The organism is Bacillus sp. T2.9-1, assembly GCF_950097965.1.
GTDB lineage: Bacteria > Bacillota > Bacilli > Bacillales > Cytobacillaceae > Niallia > Niallia hominis.
On sequence record NZ_CATNHG010000120.1, the window covers coordinates 1 to 21,069 of the forward strand.

Sequence of the window (21,069 nt, forward strand, 5' to 3'; positions counted from 1 at the left end):
AGTCTGGTGGCGATAGCGAGAAGGTCACACCCGTTCCCATACCGAACACGGAAGTTAAGCTTCTAAAGCGCCGATGGTAGTTGGGGGTTCTCCCCCTGTGAGAGTAGGACGTCGCCAGGCACGAATAAAACAAGCATCTTCTTTGGTGGATGCTTGTTTTTTATATGTATAAGTAAATAAGTGATAGGAATTTAAAAATATAAAAAGCAAAGTGAGAAAAGAACCGTACCTAGTCAATCCCCAGTGGACTAGGTACTTACTCGATTATTTAAAAATTGATAAATTAATTGAGGTCCTTTTTCAGCAGCAATTAATAAAAATGATTCAATAAATGGATAATCTTTATTCGGCATTGTTTTTAATAATTCACTCCACCATTCAATCTCGTATCTAGCAATCATACTTAAGTTATACAAAATTAAGTAGTGGGATAACATTTCATTTGAAAAACAAGGTCTTTCTTTATCAGAAGAAATAACATAAGATTTCTCTTTCGTATCCCATTTAATGAAATTATTATGAGGAAGAGGTTCAGAAAGTCTGATTAACAGCTCACTCCTATTTTCCTCTATTTCTTCTAAATGTATGCCATAATAATTTTCAAGATGATTTTTAAAATGATTACAGTTTGAATGATATAAATCTAAAATATGTTTTGGCAATGTAATAAGAGGCGGAAGATATTTCACTTGTAAAAATGTTGACTTCCCTTCTAATTGTTGAAATAAGCTAGATAATTCTGGGACCTGATTAAAGAGAAAATCCATTTTTACTTTTTCACCTTCCAAATTATCATAGGAGAACATTTTCTTAGCCATAAAAGTAAATAATCCGTTTTTTTGTATTTTAACTTCGTCTTGAAAAAATAAATACTGCTGCTTTTTTAGTTTTCTAGTTGAGACACCGTGGGCTAAAACAGAGGTGGAATTTGGATAGTTTGGATCCACTGTTAATAGGCATGCTTTTATTAAATGAACGAGACCGTAAAATAAAAGAATCGGCTGAATACTTAGTGGAGCTGTCTCGGCTTGTTGGTAATATAATTTTCCATGTTCTAAAAAATACATGAAAGGATAGCAGTTTTGATAGCTTTTTGTTTCCAAATCAGATATATATAGATCGCGATAACATTTTTTTAGAAAATTTTGGCTGTATTCTGCGGAAAAAAAACAACTAAAAGAGCTCCAGTCTTTATAATAATTGGGCATTTTTTAACTCTCCTTAAATTTTTTGAAAAATTAAACATATTAAACTGACCTTGACAGTATTTTATCCAATTGATAACCTACTAATAATATTTTTAACAATATGGAGGCGTTAAAATGTGGGAAAGTAAATTTGCAAAAGAAGGATTAACGTTTGATGATGTTCTTTTAATTCCAGCTAAATCGGAAGTATTGCCTCGAGATGTAAGCTTAAAGGTACAATTAGCGAAAAATCTTAACTTAAACATTCCGCTTATTAGTGCAGGAATGGATACTGTAACAGAAGCAGAAATGGCTATTGCTATTGCAAGACAAGGTGGATTGGGCATTATTCATAAAAATATGTCTATTGAGCAACAGGCAGAGCAGGTAGACAAAGTAAAGCGCTCAGAAAGTGGTGTAATCACAGATCCTTTCTTTTTAACTCCTGAACACCAAGTATTTGATGCAGAGCATCTAATGGGTAAATATCGTATCTCTGGTGTGCCAATTGTTAATAATAACGAGGAGCAAAAACTAGTGGGGATTCTTACTAACCGAGACCTTCGTTTTATTGAGGACTTTTCCATTAAAATTTCGGATGTTATGACAAAAGAGAATTTAGTAACGGCTCCAGTAGGAACTACATTAGAAGAAGCAGAAAAAATCTTACAAAGATACAAGATTGAAAAATTGCCTTTAATTAATGATGATGGGGTATTAAAGGGATTAATCACAATTAAGGATATAGAAAAAGTAATTGAATTCCCGCATTCAGCAAAAGATGCACAAGGGAGACTATTAGTTGGTGCAGCTGTTGGAGTAACGAGTGATGCATTAAAACGTGTAGAAATGCTTGTTAAATCCAATGTGGATGTAGTGGTAATTGATACAGCACATGGACACTCACAAGGGGTTTTAGACGGTATTAAAGACATTAGAAGGGCATTCCCTGATATAACAATTATCGCTGGTAATGTTGCTACTGCTGAAGGAACAAGATCTTTAATTGAAGCTGGAGCAGATATTGTTAAAGTTGGTATCGGACCAGGTTCCATTTGTACAACACGGGTAGTTGCAGGTGTAGGTGTTCCTCAAATTACGGCTGTTTATGATTGTGCTACGGAAGCTAGAAAACATGGTAAATCAATTATTGCTGACGGAGGAATTAAATACTCTGGTGATATCGTCAAAGCATTAGCAGCTGGTGGACATGCAGTTATGTTAGGAAGCTTGCTAGCTGGTGTATCTGAAAGTCCTGGAGAAACAGAAATTTTCCAAGGAAGAAGATTTAAAGTGTACAGAGGAATGGGTTCAGTTGCTGCGATGGAAAAAGGATCAAAAGATCGTTACTTCCAAGAGGATAACAAAAAATTTGTTCCTGAAGGTATTGAAGGCCGCCTTCCTTATAAAGGGCCACTTTCTGATACGATCTATCAATTAGTTGGTGGAATTCGCTCTGGTATGGGCTACTGTGGTACAAAGGATTTATATGAATTAAGAGAGAATGCTCAATTTGTAAAAATGACAGGTGCTGGCTTAAGAGAAAGTCACCCACATGATGTTCAAATTACGAAAGAAGCACCAAACTATTCCCTTTCTTAATATATATTATTAATGATTGGTTATAAAACTTTCCTTCATTTACAATAGACGGTGATCAATAGCGCTGTCTATTTTTTTTGTTTTTTTTATGTTAAACTGTACAAGGGAAATAATTAACTTAGAAAATAAAGCTAGATTAATAGATAAAATAGTTTTGGAGGTTTTAATATTGAAACAAGTAAAAAAGTGGACGGTGTCTTTCATCATTGCCGTACTATTCTTAAGTACACTATCAACAGTTCTACCATATCAAGCAAATGCTGCTGAAAATGATGAGCTTGGATTAGATGCAGGGGCAGCTATATTAGTGGATGCGAATACCGGAGAAATATTATATGAAAAAAATACGGACGAGCTTCTTGGAGTCGCTTCTATGTCAAAGATGATGACAGAATATATTGTTCTAGAGTCAATAAAAAATGGGAAAATCTCTTGGAATCAAAAAGTAAAAATAAATAATTATATTCACAGACTGTCAGGTGCACCTGGGTTATCAAATGTAGGGTTGACTGAAGGGGAAGAATATACAGTTAAGGAATTGTATCAAGCAATGGCCATTCATTCAGGGAATGCTGCGACAGTTGCATTGGCAGAATTAATTGCAGGTACAGAAAAAAATTATATTAGTGTAATGAATCAAAAGGCTGAGGAATTAGGTTTAGAGGATTTTGAATTTGTAAACTCTTCTGGTTTAAACAATAGTGATTTATTGGGAAATATTCCAGCAGGAAGCAGTGAAGATGAAAATAAAATGTCAGCTAAAGCAGTTGCGAAATTAGCTTACCGTTTAATTCATGATTATCCGGAAATTTTAGAGACTTCTGGTATGCCAAGTCTGAAGTTTAGAGATGGTAGAGAATATAAAAACTTCAACTGGTTAATACCTTCGTTGATTTATGGATATGAAGGGGTAGATGGATTAAAAACAGGTTCTACAGACTATGCAAAATTCAATGTTACTGCTACAGCAAAAAAAGAGAATCAACGTTATATTGTTGTTATTATGAAAAGTGAATCGAAGGATTCTCGTTTTGCTGAAGCAAGAAAAGTGCTAGACTATGCTTTTGGCAATTTCACTACGGAAGAAATTCTTCCTGCAAATTATGTCGATTCCAAAAATAAAACATTGGATGTAACCAAAGGAAAAGAAGATAAAGTAAGCATTGGTACTAAAGATGCTATTAACTTAGTAATCAAGAATAATGAAAAAGAAAATTATGTAGCAAAAGTTGTTTTAGATGAAAAGAAATTAAATGATGATGGGGAACTAACTGCTCCAATTAAAAAAGGAGATAAAGTTGGTTATGTAACCGTACAAACGAAAGACGGAAAAGAAGTGCCATTCTTAACTAGTGATGGAAAAGAAAAGGTACAAGTAGACCTAGTAGCAAACGAAACAGTTGAAAAAGCAAATTGGTTTGTTTTAGCTATGCGCGGTGTTGGTTCATTCTTTTCAAATGTATGGGGAAGTGTTTTTGATACAGTAAAAGGCTGGTTCTAATTAAATCTTTGTGAAAAAGTAAAAGACAATAATCTATTAGAAAATCGCATACATTTTAGAAGTTGTAAGAAAAAGGGCTTCTTGTATTGACAGAAGCTCTTTTTTATTGTTTATTTTCATTAGGGAATAATAAGTTTCTTCTAAAGATTCCAATAATTTTTGTGTTAAAATTGAGACTTTACAGGGGGCAAACAATGAAAACTGGTACTGATAGAGTAAAACGTGGAATGGCTGAAATGCAAAAGGGCGGAGTAATCATGGATGTTATTAATGCAGAACAAGCCAAAATTGCAGAGGAAGCAGGAGCAGTAGCAGTAATGGCTCTTGAACGAGTTCCTTCAGATATTCGCGCAGCTGGCGGAGTAGCTAGGATGGCTGACCCTACAATTGTAGAGGAAGTAATGAATGCAGTAACAATCCCTGTAATGGCAAAGGCACGTATTGGCCATATTGTCGAAGCAAGAGTGCTCGAAGCTATGGGCGTAGACTATATTGATGAGAGTGAAGTGTTAACTCCAGCAGACGAAGAGTTCCATTTAAATAAAAATGAATATACTGTTCCATTTGTTTGTGGATGTCGTGATCTAGGAGAAGCTGCAAGACGTATCGGTGAAGGTGCTTCTATGCTTCGTACAAAAGGGGAGCCAGGAACAGGAAATATTGTGGAGGCAGTCCGTCATATAAGAAAAGTAAATGCACAGGTACGTAAAGTTGTTCATATGAACGAAGATGAATTAATGACAGAAGCTAAGATTTTAGGTGCACCATATGACCTTCTTTTAGAAATAAAAAGATTAGGTCGTCTGCCAGTTGTTAATTTTGCTGCTGGTGGTGTTGCAACACCTGCTGATGCGGCTCTTATGATGCAACTAGGCGCAGATGGTGTATTTGTAGGATCTGGTATATTTAAATCAGACAACCCTGCGAAATTTGCTAGAGCAATAGTAGAAGCAACTACTCATTATCAAGATTATGAGCTAATTGCAGAAATTTCTAAAAACCTTGGAACAGCAATGAAAGGAATCGAAATTTCTAGTTTAAGCCCAGAAGCACGTATGCAAGAGCGTGGTTGGTAATATGAGTACCATGCCAAATATAAAAATAGGGGTACTTGGATTACAGGGAGCTGTAAGAGAACATGTGAAGGCTATTGAGGCGAATAATGCAGAGGCTATTATTATAAAGAAAAAAGAACAGCTAGATGAAATTGATGGATTTATCATTCCTGGTGGAGAAAGCACAACGATGCGAAGGTTAATAGATAAATATGACTTTATGGATGCACTTCAAACGTTTGCTCAATCTGGGAAGCCGATATTTGGAACATGTGCGGGTTTAATTTTATTAGCTAAATCCATTAAAGGCTATGATAAACCTCATATTGGTGTTATGGATGTGCAAGTCGAGCGTAATTCTTTTGGAAGACAAAGGGAGAGCTTTGAAGCAAACTTAGATATTGCAGGAGTTGCAGAGGATTTTACAGCTGTATTTATTCGTGCACCACATATCGTGAGCGTTGGGGAAAATGTAGAAGTGCTAGCTAAACATAATGATCGTATTGTGGCAGCGAGAGAGGGACAGTTCTTAGGTTGTTCTTTCCATCCTGAATTAACAGAAGATCATCGTTTAACTGGCTATTTTATAAATATGGCAATAGAAGCTAAGCAACACTTATTTGCATAAGTTGTTGAATTTCGGAAATAATTATAGTAAGATAAATGCAATTAATATATGGAATCTACTATGATAGGAAATAGTAACAGGTTACTTATTCTAAAAGAGAGCCGATGGTTGGTGTGAATCGGTGAATAAAGCTTGTGAATCCATCCTAGAGTAAAAACAAGGAACGCAATGATTGCTAGTAATTGTTTTCGGCTAAAAACCGTTATGATCTTTAAGGTGAAAAGCAGTTTTTGCTTTTAACTAGGGTGGCAACGCGGGTAACTCTCGTCCCTTTTTTGGGGACGGGAGTTTTTTGTTTTCCAAAAGAAACTTGAGAATTTCTAACAGAGGGCGTCTAACCTAAAAGAAGTAGATTGCATGTAGAAAAAAATGGGAGGAATAAAGAGATGTTAGATATTAAATTTGTTCGTGCTAATTTTGATTTTGTGAAAAGTCAATTACAGCATCGAGGAGAAGATTTATCAGAGCTTGAAAATTTTGAAGCATTGGATGTAAGACGTCGAGAGCTTATTGTTGAAACAGAACAATTAAAAAGCAAAAGAAATGAAGTATCACAGCAAGTAGCAGTTTTAAAAAGAGAGAAAAAAGATGCAGAGGCTCTTATTGTAGAAATGAGAGAAGTTGGCGAAAAAATTAAAGAATATGATAATGAGCTACGTGATGTGGAAGAAAAATTGCAAACCATTATGCTAGGAATTCCGAATCTTCCTCACGAGAGTGTTCCAGTAGGGGATACGGAAGATGATAACATTGAAATTAGAAAATGGGGCGAAATTAGAAAATTTGATTTTGAACCAAAGCCACATTGGGATGTTGCTACTGACTTAGATTTGCTAGATTTTGAAAGGGCAGCAAAAGTAACAGGAAGTCGTTTTGTATTTTATAAAGGTTTAGGGGCTAAACTAGAAAGAGCATTATTTAATTTTATGCTTGATTTGCATACAGAGGAACATGGGTATAAAGAGATTATTCCTCCTTTCCTAGTGAATAGAGCAAGTCTAACAGGTACAGGACAATTACCTAAGTTTGAAGAAGATGCTTTTTTAATAGAAAAAGAAGACTACTTCTTAATTCCAACTTCAGAGGTACCTGTAACCAACCTGCATAGAGATGAAATACTTGATGGGGACCAGCTTCCAATCAAATATGCAGCATTTAGCGCCAATTTCCGTTCAGAAGCAGGATCTGCAGGTAGAGATACAAGAGGTCTGATCAGACAGCATCAATTTAATAAAGTAGAGCTTGTGAAGTTTGTGAAACCAGAAGATTCTTATGAAGAGCTAGAGTCTTTAACAGGAAATGCAGAGAAAGTATTGCAGCTTCTAGGATTACCATACCGTGTTTTGAGTATGTGTACAGGAGATTTGGGCTTTACAGCGGCGAAAAAGTATGATGTGGAGGTATGGATTCCAAGCTATAATACATACCGTGAGATATCTTCTTGTAGTAATTTTGAGGCTTTCCAAGCGAGAAGAGCAAATATTCGCTTCCGCAGAGAGCCTAAAGGAAAACCGGACCATGTGCACACATTAAATGGTTCTGGCCTTGCGATTGGAAGAACAGTTGCAGCTATTCTAGAAAATTATCAGCAAGCAGATGGAAGTGTTGTAATTCCTGAAGTACTTCGCCCTTATATGAGAAATAGAGAAGTAATTTCTCCTGAGTAAGGTAATAAATAGATAGATAAAAGGATATGACTTCTTGGAAGGGAGCAGCTCTTCCGAGAAGTTAGCTATTCTTAATTTAGTGTAGAAGAATACTATTATTAATGCATTTTTTATATGTTTTTTGATAAAAAAAATAAAAAATAAAAAAACGAAAAATATAGTTGACTTAATAATAAATAGATGATATATTATTACTTGTCTGATGGAGGAATACCCAAGTCCGGCTGAAGGGATCGGTCTTGAAAACCGACAGGCGGGTCAAACCGCGCAGGGGTTCGAATCCCCTTTCCTCCTCCATGATTTTTAAATTTACATTGCGCATAATATTTGGAGATATATGTGACCTGCTACTACGGTAGCAGGTTTTTATTGTTTACATAGACTATTTTGTAAAGTTTGTTGTAAAGATCTGCGACTCGAATCCACCTCAGTTTCCATGGAGCGAATCCGTTTTTCTATTGAAAATAGCAACAAACTTTTAGAAAACAACTTATATATATATAAAGGATTTTCCTTATTGTTTTGGAATACAGTCAGCGAATCTTTCGAACAAGATGAAGCTGACTGTATTTGTAAACTAAGGAAAGTCCTTTTTATGCTTTATGGCTATAATTTTTTTGCTGAAGAATCGTTCCTATCTTTTCAATAATTGGTTCGATAGACTGTGTTCCGGCGATAGCGTCATATTCATTAATATTTAAACGAAGTACTGGGCATGCAGAGAAAGACTCAATCCAGTTTTCGTATCTTCCATGCATTTCTTTCCAATAATCAATCGGCGTTTGCTTCTCCATTTCTCGACCTCTTCGATCAATTCGCTGTAAAATATCATCAAGAGATCCTTCAAGGTATATTAACAAATCTGGATGTGGGAAATAAGGTGTCATCACCATTGCATCAAAAAGACTTGTATATGTTTCATAATCTACTTCTGACATTGTTCCTTTTTCATAATGCATTTTCGCGAATATGCCTGTGTCTTCATAAATGGAACGATCTTGAATAAATCCGCCGCCATATTCAAAGATTCTTTTTTGTTCTTTAAAGCGTTCTGCTAAAAAATATACTTGCAGATGGAAACTCCATCTACTAAAGTCATGATAAAATTTATCAAGATATGGATTTGTATCCACTTTCTCAAAGGAAGTTCGAAATTGCAAAGCATCTGCTAGTGCATTTGTTAGCGTTGATTTACCAACACCAACTGTTCCTGCAATCGTAATAACGGAATTGCTAGGAATATTATATTTTTTTCGTAGATTCATGTTTAAAGGCTCCTATATTTAAAGTTTCTTTTATTGTGTCAATAATTTTTACTAAGTCTTGTTTATTTTGAACAAAATCCAGTGTATCTCCATTGAAATCTAATACAGGAATATGTGGATTATTTTTTTTGAAGTCATTCATGACAATATCATAATCAGAAGCTAGCTGTTCTAAATAAAGAGGACTAATATTTTTTTCAATGTCTCTATCTCTTTTTTTGATTCGTGCCATTATTGTATCCAAGCTGGCATGTAAGTAAATAATAATATTCGGCATCGGTAAGTCTTCTGTTAACACCTCATATATACGAACATATTTCTGTAAATCATTATCCTGTAAAGATCTTTTAGCAAAAATAAGGTTTTTTAATATATGATAATCTGCAACTACAGGAATATTTTTAGATAGATAATGGTCTCTTGTATCGTTTAACTGCTTAAATCGATTACATAGGAAAAACATTTCTGTCTGAAAACTCCATTCATCAATGTTTTCATAAAATTTTCCGAGGAAAGGATTTTCTTCGACAATTTCTTTTAGAAGCTCGTATTGAAAGTACTCTGAGAGTAATTTAGCTAAAGAAGTTTTCCCAACTCCAATAGGTCCTTCTACTGTAATAAAAGGGATACTATTCACACTTGTCCCTCCTGTTCTCTTATTTTTAAGGAGCAAAGATTTTTAAAAGGCTTGTAGATTAGCCTAACAACTATTTTGCGTGTAAAGCCTATACAAACAATTGCTTCCTTTAGTAGGTAATAAAAATAGTACAAGAGTCATTTTAACACATGAAGAGTGATGTGGACATATGCATGTTTTTTCCTGAAGTATTATTACGACTATTTCAAATAGAACTATTGGTTAATGAATGATTACTCTAGTTAGGGGATAAAAGAGTAAAAAAATTTTGAATTTTATATTGCTAAATTTTTGATTTATGGTAGTATATGGGTAAAGTTTATAAATGAATCACTAGGGGATCCCTTGATAAGGGCTGAGAATAAAGTAGTTACTTTTTAAACCCTCAAAACCTGAACAGGTTCGTACCTGCGTAGGAAAGTGGAGTATCTTTAAATATGCGTGTCTAATGAACTTTTCATTAGGCGTAGTTTATTAACCACTTTTCTATAATTGGAAAAGTGGTTTTTGGTGTTTTCAGCCACTTTTCCTTCTAAATGATAAGTTGGGGTGATGAATATTAAGATAATGGCTGTCACAGATAACAAACATACCTTAAAGAAGCTTTTATCAATTTTATTAGAAATTCATCCATATGTGGATTATCTGCAAATTAGAGAGAAAGACAAAAGTCCAAAAGAAATTTATAGGCTATGTGATTATTTGCTTAAGGAAGGGGTACCTGCAAGGAAAATAATTGTTAATGATCGTCTTGATATTGCGCTATTGCATTCGTTAAAAAATGTCCATTTACCGACAAGTGGAGTGTCTGTTAATGATGTGAAAACAAGGTTTCCAAAAATGTATATAGGTGTATCTGTTCATAGCAAAGAAGAAGCAATTCTAGCAGATAAAGAGATTGCAGATTATGTCATATACGGCCATTGCTATCCTACGAATAGTAAAAAAGGAAAGCCTCCTATTGTGTTGTCCTCTATCTCTGAAATAAAAAGAAATATATCTATTCCACTGTATGCTATAGGGGGAATTACGGAGAATCAAATAGAAGAACTAGCGAGTTTTGGTGTGGATGGAGTGGCTATTATGTCTGCTATTTTTTCATCATCTCATCCATTAAAGGTAGTGAAAAGTATGAGAGAAAGATGTGAAGAGCTTGGAAACGAAGAAGTTTGATGTTGCAATTATTGGTGGTGGAATTATCGGTAGTTCTATCGCTTACTATTTGGCAAAAGAGAAGAGAAAGGTAGCTATTTTCGAAGCGCAGCAAATGGGCGGAAAATCAACAAGTGCTGCAGCTGGAATGCTAGGTGCTCACTCCGAGTATAAAGAATTTATGCAGCTCTATCCATTTGCAAGAAGTAGCCAGCTTTTATATAAGGAACTTTATGAAGAGATAAAAGAACTAACAACTATTGATTTTGAAAAGAAAAATGGTGGATTATTGAAGCTTGCTTATTCAGAGGAAGAAAAGAGAGACCTGGAATCTATTCTTTCCTTATCGTCAGTGGAATGGTTGGATTGCACAGAAGCAAGAGAAAAAGTACCTCAGCTAGCAGCAGATATTGTAGGAGCAGCTTATTTAAAAGAGGATGTACATATTACCCCATTAATAGCATGTAATGGTCTAAGTAAAGGAGCTAAGCTATTAGGAGCCGAAATTTATGAATATACCCGTGTATTAAGAGTGGAAAAGAATGGAATGGGATATGTGCTGAAAACGTCGCAAGGGACCTTTTTAACAGATAATGTTGTCGTTGCGAGTGGAGTGTGGAGTAATTACTTTTTTCAGCAATTAGGATTACCTCATGAAATTATTCCAGTAAAGGGCGAATGTGTGGCCGCGTTAAATGATGGAGCTCCGTTACATTATTCTGTATTTCATGACCAATTTTATATTGTACCTAGAAATAATAATGAGCTTGTTATTGGTGCGACGAAAAAATGGAATGATTGGACTGAAGATCCTTCCCTTGATGGACTGCAAGAAGTGATAAAAAAAGCAAAAAGAATGATACCGGAAGTTGGAAAGATGAAATGGAAGCGGGCATGGGCGGGACTTAGACCACAAACTTATGACGGATATCCATTTATAGGCGAGCATCCAGAGATGAAAGGCTTATATTTTGCAACAGGGCATCAGCGAAATGGCATATTATTAGCACCAGCTACAGGGAAGATGATTCGTGATTTAATGATTGGTTCACCTGTAGAGAAACGGTGGGTAGATGCATTTAAAGTGGAGCGTCATGATTTTATGCATAGGGAGGAATTAAGTAATTGATCATCCAATTGAATGGGAAGGAACAGCAGCTGCCGGAGAATGTAGTTACAGTGGAAGATTTATTGCATTTATTTGCATTAAATAATCGTATTGTGATTGTGGAGATAAATAAAAATATTTTACGAAAAGAGCACTATCAAGCTCATTTATTAAAAGAAAAAGACAAAGTCGAATTAATTCATTTTGTTGGAGGAGGGTAAACATGTTAACAATAGCTAATCGCACGTTTCAGTCTCGTTTATTACTTGGAACAGGGAAATATCCGTCACTTGAGGTGCAAAAAAAGGCTGTAGAAGTATCACAAAGTGAGATTCTAACCTTTGCTGTACGGAGGATGAATATATTTGAAGAATCACAGCCGAACTTTTTAGAGCAATTAGATTTAAAAAGATATACGCTCCTTCCTAATACAGCAGGCGCAAAAACAGCTGAGGAAGCGGTAAGAATCGCTAAGCTTGCAAAAGCATCTGGATTATGTGACATGATTAAAGTTGAAGTAATTGGGTGTGATAAATCGCTGCTGCCAGATCCTGTAGAAACGTTAAAGGCTTCTGAGCAGTTGTTAGAAGAAGGATTTATTGTATTGCCTTATACTTCTGATGATGTAGTGCTTGCTAGACGGCTAGAACAGTTAGGGGTACATGCCATTATGCCTGGCGCTTCGCCAATTGGGTCTGGAAAAGGAATTATCAACCCATTAAATTTACAATTTATTATTGAACAAAGCGCGATTCCTGTTATTGTAGACGCAGGAATCGGTTCTCCAAAGGATGCAGCATATGCTATGGAGCTTGGAGCAGATGGGGTGCTTTTGAATACGGCAGTTTCCAATGCGAAAGACCCAGTTACAATGGCATATGCCATGAAGCTAGCGATCGAAGCAGGACGATTAGGATACGAAGCAGGAAGAATAGAAGAGAAAAATTATGGAGTCGCAAGTAGTCCTTTGACAGGGATGATTACATCTTGACTAGTCGCTTTTTGAAACAAGCATTATTTATTGGAAAAGATGGGCAAATGAAAATTGAAAATAGTCACGCTGTTATTTTAGGAGCTGGAGCTTTAGGATCGGCAGTGTCTGAGATGCTAGTTAGAGCGGGAATAGGAAAACTCACCATTATTGATCGTGATTACGTGGAACAAAGTAATCTGCAAAGACAGCAGTTATATACAGAAGAGGATGCGGCGAAAAAGCTTCCTAAAGCAATTGCTGCAGAAAAAAGACTAAAGGAAATTAACAGTCATACACTTATTGAGTCGATTGTAGAGGATATTAACTATCATACGGTGGAAAAATTTATTCGTGGTGCATCTATTTTAATGGATGGAACGGATAATTTTGAAACAAGAATGGTGATAAATGATGCTGCGATTAAGCATCATATTCCTTTTCTATTTGGAGCTTGTGTTGGGAGCTATGGGCTTTCTTATCCAGTTATTGGAGAACATGCTCCTTGTCTCCATTGTTTAATTGAAAAGCTTCCTTCTCAACAAATTACATGTGATACGGCGGGTGTTATTAGTCCTATCGTTCAGTGGGTTGCTGCCATGCAAGTATCACAAGCAATGCAGATTCTTGCAGGTAAAACAGTATGGCCAGTCCTTCGTTCTTTTGATATTTGGAAAATGGAATATGCGGAAGTGAATGTTGCGGCATTAAGAAATAACAGCTGTCCTTCTTGTGGGGACGATGCCGACTTTCCGTATTTATCAGCGCAAAAACAAACGAAAGCGGCTGTACTGTGTGGGAGAGATGCGGTTCATATTCGTCCGCCTATTTTTAAGGAATTGGATTTATATGGGCTCTCGCAACGGTGGAAATCTCTGGTGGAAAACTTAATTGCAAATCCCTATTTAGTTTCTTTTCATTATGATGGTTATCGAGTTATCCTATTTAAGGATGGTCGTGCTATTATTCATGGAACCTCAGAGGTTAGTATGGCAAAGTCGATATATACAAAATTAATTGGTTAGAAGATGCATAAAAAGGAAAGGTCTGATTGAAAAAGAGACCTTTCCTTTTGTATTTAAGTTCTTTTTGTTACTTGGAAATTATCTACTATTAAAAGCCAATTTTGAGGAAATGGCAACCCTAATTTCCAATAGCTGATTCCTCTTAAATTTAATTCTTTAATTAAATTGAACTTAGCTTGAATGGAGCGGGCGTCCTCAAACCATACTTCATGTAATTTCCCTGCACTATCTGTGTATTTAAAATAAGGAGCCTGTGCTTTCTGATCATAAAGAATAGCGACATTATTATCAGCTGCAAGCTGTATTGCTGCTTGAGGACTAAGTGCTTTTGCAATGGATCCTTCAACGAATGGCAGTGTCCAATCATATCCATAAAGATTTTGCCCCATCATAATTTTAGAAGAGGGAATTTCGGTGATTGCATATTCGAGTACCTCTCTTACGGGCCCAATAGGAGAAACAGCCATAGCAGGTCCGCCACTATAACCCCATTCATATGTCATGATGACAACAAAATCAACAATTTCTCCGTGGGCTTTGTAATCATGTCCTTCGTACCATTTTCCTTTTTGATCGGCACTTGTTTTAGGAGCCAAAGCAGTAGATAATAGCCAGCCTTCTTGTGAAAAACGATTTTTGGCTTTACGCAGGAAGGAGTTATAGGCTTCCCGATCAACTGGTCTTAAATATTCAAAATCAAAATGGATATCTTTAAATCCGTATTTTTTAGCGGTCGCAACTATATTATTGATAAAGTTATTTTGGATGGTTTCATCATTTAATAGGATTCTTCCTAATTCATCACTAAATTGATCGTTCTCCTGGTTCGTAATGACCATCATGAGTACATTTCTATTTCTTTGGGCAATGCTAGGAAAATTATTGAGGAGCGGTTCTTTTAAGCTTCCATCCCGTAATGCTTGAAAACTAAAAGGAGCGAGATAGGTTAAATAGGGAGAGGCTTCTCGCGCGCTTGCCTCTAATTTAGGGGCAACAGATGTTCCTCTTGGTTCCACATATGCATTAGTATCAACTGGTCTTTTTGGACGATCTGGAATGTATAAACGTAAGCCGACTTGTAAAGATTGGTTCACAGGAATGGAATTAATAGTGGCTAATTGTTCATAATTTAATCGGAATCTTTGAGCGATAGACCAGAGACTGTCTCCTGGCTGTACCCAATAAAAGCTGCCGATGATGGGAATGACAAGTGCTTGCCCTATTGTTAATCGATCCGGATTTGGCAGGTCGTTCGCTTCTACCAAATCATTAACGGTAGTACCGTATGCAGCTGCAATGCCTGTTAAGGTTTGATTATTGCTGACAACATGAATTTGCATATTCTTCCCTCCTGATAAGGATACATTATTACAGCTTATGAGGAAGAAAGAGGAGAAATGCTCGTGTTTTCTTTGAATGTAAATATTTTTGCACGCATAACATTTTTCATCATTCGAATAGCATAGTGATTATCTTCATCGTCAACAGAAGCAATACAATTATCTGGGATAAGAAGTGGATATTCTCGCATATAGGCGTCATTTGCAGTAAATAACACGCAAATATTGCCAGCAATTCCGCTAAGGATAAGCTTTTTTACTTGCAACTGGGTAAGTAATGTATGTAAGGCTGTCCCATAAAAAGCAGAATGTCTTGGTTTTATTAAAAAATAATCTTTGTCAGTTGGCTTTATTTTGCCAATAACAGATTCGCTTTTTTCATTTTTACAATACTCTATTACTTTGTTCAATTCTGCTTGCCATAAATTATAGTGATCATTGATATAGATGATTGGAATATTTTCTTTTTCACATTGTTTCTTTAGTAATTGGATTTGATCTGCAATTTTTAATGCCTTTTCTGCTAAAATATTTCCATGCTCAAAATTAAAGTCATTAATCATATCAATAATTAAGAGAGCTGTTTCAGATGATTCCATACGGTTCTCCTTTTCTATGTAAAATGGTAGAATGAAGCATTGGTTCTAGTTGTAAAGAAAAATCAATCAGTCCATCCAACAACTTTCTCTCGTTTGGCTAAAGTGGAATGGTTGTGATTAATTATCTAGTTTACTTAGTTTAAATCAAAGAAGAAATTTCATAACAAATTTTGTGTTTTTATATAGGTGGGCTGTAAGAATGGAAGAAAAACAAGATCAATTATTTATGAAAATAGCGATAGAGGAAGCACAGAAAGCGGCAGAAATTGGAGAGGTGCCTATTGGAGCGGTTGTTGTCTATAGGGGGGAGGTAATAGCAAGAGCACATAACTTAAGAGAAACAGATCAATCTGCTGTTGCCCATGCAGAATTACTCGCCATTGAAAAAGCTTGTAAAGTATTAGGTACGTGGAGGTTAGAAGAAGCAACACTTTATGTTACTCTTGAGCCATGTGCGATGTGTTCTGGCGCTATTCTACTGTCACGTATTCCTCGAGTAGTTTATGGAGCTGCTGATCCAAAGGGAGGTTGTGCTGGTACCTTTATGAATTTACTTCAAGATAGTCGGTTTAATCATCAGAGTGAAGTGGCTTCTGGTATATTAGACCAAGAATGCGGACAGTTATTAACTTCTTTTTTTCAGGAAATTAGAAATCGTAGGAAGGAAGAAAAAAGACAAAAGACAAGTAAAAATGATCTTTACAATAATTAACAAATGCTTTATGTTGATTTTTCCTTTCATTATCAGTATACTAAGAGTGTGTCTTAAGGACACCTAATATTCGGTATCAATTTTGTCGTGCTAAGCGGGGAGGTAGCGGTGCCCTGTACTCGCAATCCGCTCTAGCGAGGCTGAATTCCTTTCTGAGGCTGGTATCCTGTAGGGTCTGCCTTAAGTAAGTGGTGTTGACGTCCGGGTCCTGCGCAATGGGAATCCATGAACCATGTCAGGTCCGGAAGGAAGCAGCATTAAGTGGACACCCCCATGTGCCGCAGGGTTACCTGGACCGAGCTAACTACTTAAGTAACGCTTATGGGTGCCAGTCGATGAAAGGTGCACGGCAGCTTAATTTATACATACAAAACTCATCCACTAGGATGAGTTTTTTTGTAAGATGAAAACGAATAAATGAGCAGTTTTTACTTAAATAGAAAGAGGTGCCGTGGTTTTTCTTTTTAAAGGGAAGCTATTTAGATGCCTTTATGTATGCTATTATGGATGTAAAAATATACATGGATAAGCTATAATAATTGTATGAATAAAAAATGGAGGGTACTATGAACTATCAAGCTTTATATCGGGTTTGGCGTCCTCAGCAGTTTATAGATGTAGTAGGGCAGGAACACGTAACAAAGACATTGCAAAATGCCCTTCTTCAACAAAAAATATCTCACGCTTACTTGTTCTCTGGACCAAGGGGAACAGGGAAAACAAGTGCAGCAAAAATATTAGCAAAGGCTGTTAACTGTGAGAGAGCACCAATTGGTGAACCTTGTAATGAGTGCGATGCGTGTAGGGGCATTACAGATGGTACTATACCAGATGTAATCGAAATAGATGCTGCTTCTAACAATGGAGTAGAAGAAATAAGGGATATAAGAGATAAGGTTAAATTTGCTCCTAGCTCTGTACCTTATAAAGTTTATATTATCGATGAAGTGCATATGCTATCAATTGGAGCATTTAATGCTCTTTTGAAAACATTGGAGGAACCCCCTAAACATGTAATCTTTATTTTGGCCACTACTGAACCTCACAAAATTCCTTTAACGATTATTTCAAGATGTCAGCGATTTGATTTTAGACGGATTACATCGCAAGCGATTGTCAATCGAATGAGATTGATTATGGATGAGTCAGCAATCTCCTGTGAGGAAAAAGCATTGCAAATGATTGCAAGAGCGGCAGATGGTGGAATGCGTGATGCGTTAAGTTTGCTAGATCAAGCTATTTCTTATAGCAATGAAGTAGTTACAGTCGAAGATGCTCTTACCGTAACTGGAGCTGTTTCCCAAAACTTTTTAAATACTTTATCTAAAGCTATTTTAGATGGAGACACTGTAAGAGGTCTTCAATCATTAGATGAATTACTTCTTGCAGGAAAAGACTCTAATCGATTTATTGAAGATTTTATCTTTTTTTATCGAGATATGCTGCTATATAAAACAGCGCCTCGCTTAGAAGAATCATTAGAGCGAGTTTTGTTAGATGATGATTTCAAAGATCTTGCAGAAACGTATACACATGAACAAATTTATGAGCTTATTCGCGTATTAAATAAAACGCAGCAAGATATGCGCTGGACCAATCATCCTAGAATCTTTTTAGAAGTGGCGATTGTGAATCTGTGCCAGCTAGAGACGGCGACTTCATCTGGACAAGCACATGTGAGTATCCCAGAAATACAATCTTTACTTGATAAGATAACTTCTTTAGAACAAGAAGTTTCGAACCTCAAGCAAAATGGAGTATCTGTAGCAGTGGAAACACAGACAATACAGAAAAAAGCTAGAACGAATAGAAAAGGATTCCAAGCTCCATTAGGTAAAATAACGGAGACTCTAAAAAATGCAACGAAGCAAGAACTACAAAAAGTAAAAAGTAATTGGGGAGCAATGCTAAATACGCTAGTCCAAAATCAAATGAGATCACAGGCAGCGTTATTGAATGAAGCAGAACCAGTTGCTGCATCATCTGACTCTTTGATTATTAAGTTTAAATATGAAATCCACTGTCAAATGGCATTAGATAATGGTAAATTTATAGAGACGATTACTAATTCTTTGTATCAGCTTACAGGTACAAGGTATAATTTATTAGGAGTACCGGAAGAACAATGGCTCACTATAAGGGAAGACTTTCTAAATAGTTCTCATCATGCAGAGTCTGATGAGGAAGACGAAGAAATACGTCAAGATAATCCTGTTGTCTCGGAAGCAATAAAATTATTTGGTGAAGAATTATTAGAAGTGAAGGATTAATTTTGAACCTATTGGTTATATATGTACATAATATGTAGATAAACCAATGGAAACTATAAACTGGAGGTAATGATAAATGCGTGGAATGGGAAATATGCAAAATATGATGAAGCAAATGCAAAAAATGCAAAAGAAAATGGCTGAAGCTCAAGAGCAACTTGGTGAGGAGAAAATTGAAGGAACAGCAGGGGGCGGAATGGTAACTGTAGTTGTATCAGGTCATAAAGAAATTCTTGATGTCATTATTAAGGAAGAGGTTGTCGATCCAGAAGATGTAGAAATGTTGCAAGATCTAGTTCTAGCAGCAACAAATGATGCATTAAAAAAAGCGGATGAACTTACTAACTCTACTATGGGTCAGTTTACAAAAGGATTAAATCTTCCTGGAATGTTTTAAGGAGGGAGATTATGCATTATCCTGAACCTATATCAAAGCTGATTGACAGCTTTATGAAATTGCCAGGCATCGGGCCTAAAACGGCCTCAAGACTGGCTTTTTTTGTATTAAATATGAAAGAAGATACAGTATTAGATTTCGCAAAGGCACTTGTTAATGCAAAAAGAAACCTTACTTATTGCTCTGTTTGTGGGCATATAACAGACCAAGATCCATGTTATATATGTGAAGATAGCAGAAGAGACCGAAGTATTATATGTGTAGTTCAAGATCCTAAAGATGTAATTGCGATGGAAAAGATGAAAGAATATAACGGACTTTATCATGTGCTTCATGGTGCTATTTCTCCGATGGATGGTATAGGACCAGAAGATATTAATGTACCTTCTTTAATAAAAAGATTGCAAGATGATGAAGCGCAAGAGGTTATTATGGCAACCAATCCGAATATAGAGGGAGAAGCAACAGCCATGTATATCTCACGTCTTCTTAAACCGTCAGGAATTAAAATCACAAGAATTGCCCATGGTTTACCAGTAGGTGGCGATTTAGAATACGCAGATGAGGTTACACTATCTAAAGCATTAGAAGGTAGAAGAGAAGTGTAAGAACAGGAGGGCTAGTGATGTTCTTTCAAAGAAAAGGGAAGTTAAGGAAGGATTTCGATGAAAAGCTATTAGTCCAATTTAATCATTTAAAGAAAGAATGGTTAAATGATAAGAGTCTATTAGATAAAAGTTTTGATCCTTCCGATGAAGTAATTAGCGCTGCTAAACTGTCAGAAGCAAAATACTTTTTCCTATTTAAAGAAGCAAAACAAAGAAAAATAAACTTATTAAAATAATAAACAGACCGAGTGAAAACTTATTTTTGCTCGGTCTGTTCTTTTTTGTTTTTTATTCTTTTCCATTATTATTGGAGATTAGAGCATAATGGAACAAAGTAATCTTTTGTTTAAATAATAAAAAGTATTGGATATAGTCTTATAATTCATAGGAAAAGTTGTCCCTTCTAGGTCTTATTTATAGAAAGTAGACATAATTATAAATACAAGCATAGTGAGGGAGGATGGATAGTGAGCCCGGTTGTTATTATATCTATTGTTATCGGTTTAATTATTTTGTTGCTAGTAGTTGGAACACCAATAAAGCCGCTTAGAATGATTGGACAAGGTATTATTAAAATTATGATAGGTGCATTATTTTTATTTTTCCTAAATACGGTTGGTAATCAATATGGTATACATGTGCCGATAAATTTTGCGACTTCAACTGTGTCAGGGATATTAGGAATTCCAGGTGTAGCAGCGTTAGTAGCAATTCAATTGTACATTATTTAAAGGTATATTTACTATAATTTGATAGAGATTATCTATACTACTCAAAGGGAATGAATAAACCTTTGAAGAAAAGATAGATAATCTTTTTTTGTGAGTTTTATAATAGTTAGGGGGGAAGGTGGTTTATTCATTTAGTAGACGATACTTAATTGTAATTGATTTTTATCACATTTGGAAATGAAGTAAGACTCTCATCTTTTATTAAGGAACATTATCCATTATTTAATCATTTACAGATTACGATAAAAATGAAGAAAAAAGGGTTGACTTCATTAAGTAAGGATGATAATATATAAAAAGTCGTCAGATTGATTAGGTTAATCGCTGGAAATTACTTTTTGAAAAAGTGGTTGACTTCAAAAATTGATTATGATATTATATAAAAGTTGCTTCTGATAGCAACAAACAAATTGTTCTTTGAAAACTGAACAAACAAACGTCAACAATAATCGTTTTATAACTAATGTTATAGGATGAAAACAAGTAACAAAAGCTAGAGTTTAGCAATGAGCTAATCAACTCTTTATTGGAGAGTTTGATCCTGGCTCAGGACGAACGCTGGCGGCGTGCCTAATACATGCAAGTCGAGCGGACTTTAAAAGCTTGCTTTTAAAG

Annotated in this window: 21 protein-coding genes, 1 tRNA gene, 2 rRNA genes, 1 other RNA gene, 1 riboswitch and 1 other annotated feature; of the genes, 20 read left to right on the forward strand and 5 right to left on the reverse strand. The window is 35.7% G+C overall.

The features are described 5' to 3' along the window. The first annotated feature begins 2 nt into the window (after positions 1-2). Positions 3-120: ribosomal RNA gene (rrf, locus tag QQZ16_RS18310) — 5S ribosomal RNA — on the forward strand. A 128-nt stretch (positions 121-248) separates the two neighbouring features. Here rrf and QQZ16_RS18315 read toward each other — a convergent pair. Next, complete coding sequence (locus tag QQZ16_RS18315; RefSeq protein WP_031539246.1) at positions 249-1,208, reverse strand: YaaC family protein; 960 nt, start codon at positions 1,206-1,208, stop codon at positions 249-251. 114 nt (positions 1,209-1,322) lie between these two features. Here QQZ16_RS18315 and guaB point away from each other — a divergent pair, with 114 nt between their 5' ends. From guaB to QQZ16_RS18345, 6 genes are all read left to right on the forward strand, one after another. Then, positions 1,323-2,789, forward strand: a complete 1,467-nt coding sequence (gene guaB, locus QQZ16_RS18320; RefSeq protein ID WP_048718493.1) for an IMP dehydrogenase — start codon at positions 1,323-1,325, stop codon at positions 2,787-2,789. Positions 2,790-2,958: 169 nt separating this feature from the next. Beyond that, positions 2,959-4,290, forward strand: a complete 1,332-nt coding sequence (locus tag QQZ16_RS18325; protein ID WP_284561633.1) for a D-alanyl-D-alanine carboxypeptidase family protein — start codon at positions 2,959-2,961, stop codon at positions 4,288-4,290. 194 nt (positions 4,291-4,484) lie between these two features. Then, positions 4,485-5,366 carry a pyridoxal 5'-phosphate synthase lyase subunit PdxS gene (gene pdxS / locus QQZ16_RS18330; protein WP_048718496.1) on the forward strand — a complete coding sequence of 294 codons (882 nt, stop codon included), beginning with the start codon at positions 4,485-4,487 and terminating at the stop codon, positions 5,364-5,366. Between the two features lies 1 nt (position 5,367). Continuing rightward, on the forward strand, positions 5,368-5,973 hold the full coding sequence (gene pdxT, locus QQZ16_RS18335) for a pyridoxal 5'-phosphate synthase glutaminase subunit PdxT (protein WP_396953905.1): 606 nt from the start codon (positions 5,368-5,370) through the stop codon (positions 5,971-5,973). A gap of 51 nt (positions 5,974-6,024) precedes the next feature. Further along, positions 6,025-6,248 (forward strand) — a binding site (T-box leader). A gap of 111 nt (positions 6,249-6,359) precedes the next feature. Continuing rightward, positions 6,360-7,640 (forward strand): serine--tRNA ligase, encoded by a 1,281-nt coding sequence (serS, locus tag QQZ16_RS18340; protein WP_284561634.1) that lies wholly within the window; start codon positions 6,360-6,362, stop codon positions 7,638-7,640. A 204-nt stretch (positions 7,641-7,844) separates the two neighbouring features. After that, a tRNA-Ser gene (locus QQZ16_RS18345) sits at positions 7,845-7,937 on the forward strand. A 296-nt stretch (positions 7,938-8,233) separates the two neighbouring features. Here the strand turns inward: QQZ16_RS18345 and QQZ16_RS18350 are convergent. Both QQZ16_RS18350 and QQZ16_RS18355 read right to left on the reverse strand, forming a co-directional pair. Further along, positions 8,234-8,905, reverse strand: coding sequence for a deoxynucleoside kinase (locus QQZ16_RS18350; RefSeq protein ID WP_284561635.1), 672 nt, complete (start codon positions 8,903-8,905; stop codon positions 8,234-8,236). After that, positions 8,883-9,542 (reverse strand): deoxynucleoside kinase, encoded by a 660-nt coding sequence (locus tag QQZ16_RS18355; protein ID WP_284561636.1) that lies wholly within the window; start codon positions 9,540-9,542, stop codon positions 8,883-8,885. Before QQZ16_RS18355 ends, QQZ16_RS18350 begins: the two co-directional genes overlap by 23 nt. A gap of 325 nt (positions 9,543-9,867) precedes the next feature. Further along, a riboswitch (TPP riboswitch) is annotated at positions 9,868-9,978 on the forward strand. Between the two features lie 116 nt (positions 9,979-10,094). On the opposite strand from QQZ16_RS18355, the gene QQZ16_RS18360 reads away from it, so the two are divergent. The 5 genes from QQZ16_RS18360 to QQZ16_RS18380 are packed head-to-tail and all read left to right on the forward strand — an operon-like array spanning position 10,095 to position 13,797. Further along, positions 10,095-10,715, forward strand: coding sequence for a thiamine phosphate synthase (locus QQZ16_RS18360; RefSeq protein WP_284561637.1), 621 nt, complete (start codon positions 10,095-10,097; stop codon positions 10,713-10,715). Next, positions 10,696-11,823 (forward strand): glycine oxidase ThiO, encoded by a 1,128-nt coding sequence (gene thiO / locus QQZ16_RS18365; RefSeq protein WP_284561638.1) that lies wholly within the window; start codon positions 10,696-10,698, stop codon positions 11,821-11,823. Before QQZ16_RS18360 ends, thiO begins: the two co-directional genes overlap by 20 nt. Then, positions 11,820-12,023 carry a sulfur carrier protein ThiS gene (thiS, locus tag QQZ16_RS18370; protein WP_031539258.1) on the forward strand — a complete coding sequence of 68 codons (204 nt, stop codon included), beginning with the start codon at positions 11,820-11,822 and terminating at the stop codon, positions 12,021-12,023. Before thiO ends, thiS begins: the two co-directional genes overlap by 4 nt. 2 nt (positions 12,024-12,025) lie before the next feature. Further along, the gene (locus tag QQZ16_RS18375) at positions 12,026-12,793 is read left to right on the forward strand and encodes a thiazole synthase (RefSeq protein ID WP_031539259.1); all 768 of its coding nucleotides are present in this window, start codon (positions 12,026-12,028) and stop codon (positions 12,791-12,793) included. Further along, complete coding sequence (locus QQZ16_RS18380; RefSeq protein WP_109769387.1) at positions 12,790-13,797, forward strand: ThiF family adenylyltransferase; 1,008 nt, start codon at positions 12,790-12,792, stop codon at positions 13,795-13,797. Before QQZ16_RS18375 ends, QQZ16_RS18380 begins: the two co-directional genes overlap by 4 nt. A gap of 53 nt (positions 13,798-13,850) precedes the next feature. Here the strand turns inward: QQZ16_RS18380 and QQZ16_RS18385 are convergent, their stop codons facing one another. Both QQZ16_RS18385 and QQZ16_RS18390 read right to left on the reverse strand, forming a co-directional pair. Beyond that, on the reverse strand, positions 13,851-15,137 hold the full coding sequence (locus tag QQZ16_RS18385; protein WP_284561639.1) for a glycoside hydrolase family 18 protein: 1,287 nt from the start codon (positions 15,135-15,137) through the stop codon (positions 13,851-13,853). Between the two features lie 35 nt (positions 15,138-15,172). After that, positions 15,173-15,736 (reverse strand): isochorismatase family cysteine hydrolase, encoded by a 564-nt coding sequence (locus tag QQZ16_RS18390; protein WP_235252514.1) that lies wholly within the window; start codon positions 15,734-15,736, stop codon positions 15,173-15,175. Positions 15,737-15,935: 199 nt separating this feature from the next. Between QQZ16_RS18390 and tadA the strand changes: the two genes are divergently transcribed. The 8 genes from tadA to QQZ16_RS18430 form a co-directional block, all read left to right on the forward strand. After that, entirely contained in the window at positions 15,936-16,448 is a 513-nt protein-coding gene (tadA, locus tag QQZ16_RS18395) for a tRNA adenosine(34) deaminase TadA (protein ID WP_031539263.1), read from the forward strand. Positions 16,449-16,533: 85 nt separating this feature from the next. Continuing rightward, an RNA gene (gene ffs, locus QQZ16_RS18400) (signal recognition particle sRNA large type) lies at positions 16,534-16,798 on the forward strand. 216 nt (positions 16,799-17,014) lie between these two features. Further along, a complete protein-coding gene (dnaX, locus tag QQZ16_RS18405) occupies positions 17,015-18,718 on the forward strand; it encodes a DNA polymerase III subunit gamma/tau (RefSeq protein ID WP_235252516.1) in 1,704 nt (567 codons plus the stop codon). A 76-nt stretch (positions 18,719-18,794) separates the two neighbouring features. Next, positions 18,795-19,115: a YbaB/EbfC family nucleoid-associated protein gene (locus QQZ16_RS18410; protein ID WP_031539265.1), complete on the forward strand. Its 321-nt coding sequence runs from the start codon at positions 18,795-18,797 to the stop codon at positions 19,113-19,115. An 11-nt stretch (positions 19,116-19,126) separates the two neighbouring features. Further along, entirely contained in the window at positions 19,127-19,723 is a 597-nt protein-coding gene (recR, locus tag QQZ16_RS18415) for a recombination mediator RecR (RefSeq protein WP_016205308.1), read from the forward strand. A gap of 17 nt (positions 19,724-19,740) precedes the next feature. Continuing rightward, complete coding sequence (locus QQZ16_RS18420; RefSeq protein ID WP_048718501.1) at positions 19,741-19,959, forward strand: YaaL family protein; 219 nt, start codon at positions 19,741-19,743, stop codon at positions 19,957-19,959. 231 nt (positions 19,960-20,190) lie between these two features. Next, on the forward strand, positions 20,191-20,454 hold the full coding sequence (locus QQZ16_RS18425) for a pro-sigmaK processing inhibitor BofA family protein (protein ID WP_031539269.1): 264 nt from the start codon (positions 20,191-20,193) through the stop codon (positions 20,452-20,454). A 523-nt stretch (positions 20,455-20,977) separates the two neighbouring features. Then, positions 20,978-21,069: ribosomal RNA gene (locus tag QQZ16_RS18430) — 16S ribosomal RNA — on the forward strand; the annotation flags it as partial.